Below are 3342 nucleotides of genomic sequence, written 5' to 3'. Positions count from 1 at the left end.
CGCCACGTCCGGGTTGTAGCCGAAGTCGTTGGACACGTTCTCCCACACGCGGTCGAAGTTCACGCCCACCAGTTGGCCCTTGCCATTCACCGTGGGGCTGCCCGAGTTGCCGCCCGTGGTGTCCGCGTCCGCCAGGAAGTTGACCGGCACGTCCTTGAGCCGCGTGTCCAGCCAGGGCCCGTACCGCTTCGCCTCGGCCGCGGCGACCACCTTCGCCGGCACGTCGAAGGGCTCCACGCCCGTGTGCTTCTCCAGCACGCCCGCGAGCGTCGTCTGCGGCGTGTAGAAGGCCCCATCCCGCGGCGCGTAGCCCTTCACCTTGGCGAACGTCACCCGCAGCGTACTGTTGGCGTCCGGCGCCACCGGCTTGCCCGCGTGCGCCAGCACCGCCCGGCGCCACTCGGGCAGCAGCCGCACGGTCGCCCCGAGGCGCCGGTCGCGCTGCTCCTCGAGCACCACCACCTCCGTCACCAGGTCGAAGCCGAAGTCCAGCAGCGGGTCCTTGCGCGCCCGGAGCTGCGCCTCCGTCTCGCCCGCCATCTTCTGCCGCTCCGCCAGGTCCAGCACCTTCGTGGCGGCGTAGAGGGCGTCGATCTTCGCGGCCACCTCCTTCTCCGCGTACGTCGGGCCAAAGGCCTTGTCGATGGCCGCGATGCGCTCGCCATCGCCAAGCGCCTGCGCCCGCCGCACCAGCGCCAGGAGCATCCGCTTGTCCGCCGGAGCGAAGAGGTTCTTCTGCTCGCGATCCAGCTTCTCCTTCATCCGCGCCAGCTCACGCTCCATGAACTCGGGCCTGCGCTCGAGGTCCGGCTTCACCCGCTCCTGCGACAGGCGCGTCAGCAGCACCGCCAGGGCCGGCGCCTTCACCACGCCCCGCACCGAGTCGAGCAGGAACTCGCGCTCGAGCGTCTTGGCCCGCGCCTCCTGGAGCGCCAGCAGCTCCGCCCGCGCCTTCAGCGCGCCCTGGAACTCCTTGCGCTTCTCGGCCCACGCCACCACCGCCGCCTCGGCCGCGCGCTGCTTCTCCACGATGCGCCCGCGCTTGAGCCCCGCCAGCTGCCCGCCCGAGTTCTTGTAGCGGTTGTGCAGGCCCTTGAGGTGCGAGGCCACGGCGATCTTCCCGGTGGGGTCCTTCGCGCCCTCCTCCTCCATGATGCGGATGAGCTCGCCGTACACGTCGATGACGCGCGGGTAGTAGCGAGCCTGCCGCTCGGCCATCTCCTCCGCCAGCAGCGCGCGGAAGGTGATGCCGGGGTAACCCAGCACCATCACGAAGTCGTCCGGCTTGACGCCCTCGGTGGCCAGCGGGAAGAAGAACTCCGCCTTGTAGGGCACGTTCTGAGCGCTGTACGAGGCCGCCGAGCCGTCCGGCGCCGTGTAGGCGCGGATGATGGAGAAGTCACCGGTGTGGCGCGGCCACATCCAGTTGTCCTCCTCACCGCCATACTCGCCCACCGCACGCGGCGGCGCGTACACCAGCCGCACGTCGGCCAGCTCCACCGACTCCTGGAGCACGAACTGGAGCCCGCCTTCGAAGCTGGCCACCTTGCAGCGCGTGGCCGGGCGCTTCTCGCACTCGGCGGTGAGCTCCTTCTCCTTGCGATCCAGCGCCTTCTGCCGCCCGAGGTCGTCCGCTCCCGTGGGCACCGCCGCCAGCATCTCCTTCGTCACGTCCGTGAAGCTGCGCGGCACCTGGACGCGAGAGCCCTTCCCCGGCAGTTCCTCCTCGCGACCCTTGGCCAGGAAGCCCTGGGTGATGAGGTCCTTCCCCGGTGAGCTGTGCTCCTGGATGATGGGGAAGACGCAGTGGTGGTTGGTGATGATGAGGCCGGACTCGGAGATGAAGGCTCCCGAGCAGCCCCCCACGTTCACCGTGCCCGCCAGCAGACCGGTGCCCCGCTTCGGGTCCCACAGCCGCTTGGGTGGCACCTGGAGACCCTGGGCCTTGAGCCACGCCGGGTCAAGCTCGAGGACCTGCTGGGGGGTCCACTTCCCTTCCCCGGCCAGGGCCGGAGCAGCCACGAGTGAAAGGAGCAGGAGCGTCTTCTTCATGGTGCCCCTCCCTACCGCGTCTTCCGCCCGCTGGCGATGGTTGGCGACGATTTCGCGGGCACCCATACACGGAGCGAAATCCGAGGGGCTCCTGCTCGCCTCCCCCTCGGCCCTCCTGGGGAGCGTGAGGAGGCCCGTGGAACAACCCCCGGACCGCCGTGTTGTGGGGCCACCATGCAGACCTCGAGCGGCTCGAAGCTGGACTTTGGTCGGGTGGCCCTTCTCCTCGTTCTCCTGGGGGTGGGCTGGTACTTCTGGGATTCGCCTGCCCTGTGGCCCCTGAAGTTGCTGGTGGTGATGATGCACGAGAGCGGTCACGCGCTCGCCACCCTCCTCACCGGAGGCGCCGTGGACCGCATCACGCTCGCGGCCAACGAGTCCGGTGCCTGCCTGTCCCGGCTGCCCCCCGGCGTGATGGCCCAGGTGGCCGTCTACTCCGCCGGCTACGTGGGCAGCGCGCTGGCCGGGGCCTTCCTCCTGCTGGCCACCTTCCGCTTCCGGCTGCGCCGCTTCGTGCTGGGCGCGGCGTGCGTGTGGCTCGCGGGAATGGGCGTCCTCTATGCCGGTGACGGCTTCACCCTGGCCTTCTGCATGGGGACCGCCCTCGTGTTGGGGCTCGCGGCGAGGTTCCTGCCCGATGGGGGCGTGGACATGCTCAACCTCTTCCTCGCCGCCTTCACCGCCCTCTACGTGGCGTTCGACCTGCGCTCGGACCTGTGGCAGGGCGCCATCAGCTCCGCCAGCGACGCGAGCCTGCTCGCCGGCCTCACCCCCCTGCCCTCCTGGGCCTGGGCGGCCATCTGGTCCTTCGTGTCGCTCGCGCTGCTCGGCCTCTTCGGACGCTGGTCGCTGCGCGCCGCGCGTCCGGAGAACATGGGCTACGGGCCTCAGCGCCTCGGGCGCATCCGGTAGGCCACGAAGGCGGCCACGTCCGGGAAGGCGAAGTACGGGTTGTGCTGGCGCACGTCCGACATGGACGCCACCGGCACGTTCGCGTAGTCGTGGCCGGGGAAGAGCCGCGTGTTGTCCGGCACCTTCAGCAGTACCTGGGACAGCGAGCGGTACATCTCCTCCGGGTCTCCTCCGCGCAGGTCGCACCGGCCGCAGCCGTTGATGAAGACGGTGTCGCCCGACACCAGCGCATCCTGCGCCAGCAGGCAGTGTGAGCCGGGGGTGTGCCCGGGGGTGTGCAGCGCCTGGAAGCCGCGGCCGCCCACCGTGAGGGCCTCGCCCGGGCTCAGCGGACGCAGCGCGCCCCCCGCCAGCCCGCGCAGGTCTTCCGAGAAGTCC

General features: G+C 70.5%; 3 protein-coding genes. 1 reads left to right on the top strand and 2 read right to left on the bottom strand.

Translation table 11 applies throughout. The features are described from left to right. Positions 1–2052: S46 family peptidase (locus VF794_RS01940; RefSeq protein ID WP_331107149.1), on the bottom strand; the 2052-nt coding region annotated here is incomplete at its 3' end. 174 nt (positions 2053–2226) lie between these two features. On the opposite strand from VF794_RS01940, the gene VF794_RS01935 reads away from it, so the two are divergent. Then, positions 2227–2964 carry a M50 family metallopeptidase gene (locus VF794_RS01935; protein ID WP_331107147.1) on the top strand — a complete coding sequence of 246 codons (738 nt, stop codon included), beginning with the start codon at positions 2227–2229 and terminating at the stop codon, positions 2962–2964. On the opposite strand, the gene VF794_RS01930 is transcribed toward VF794_RS01935, so the two are convergent. Continuing rightward, a partial coding sequence (locus tag VF794_RS01930) for an MBL fold metallo-hydrolase (RefSeq protein ID WP_331107145.1) occupies positions 2940–3342 on the bottom strand: 403 nt, incomplete at its 5' end. The two genes, VF794_RS01935 and VF794_RS01930, sit on opposite strands and share 25 nt — an antisense overlap.

This window comes from Archangium sp. (assembly GCF_036389735.1).
GTDB lineage: Bacteria > Myxococcota > Myxococcia > Myxococcales > Myxococcaceae > Archangium.
Note: the sequence above shows the minus strand (reverse complement) of the source record. Positions and strands in the feature narration are given on the sequence as shown.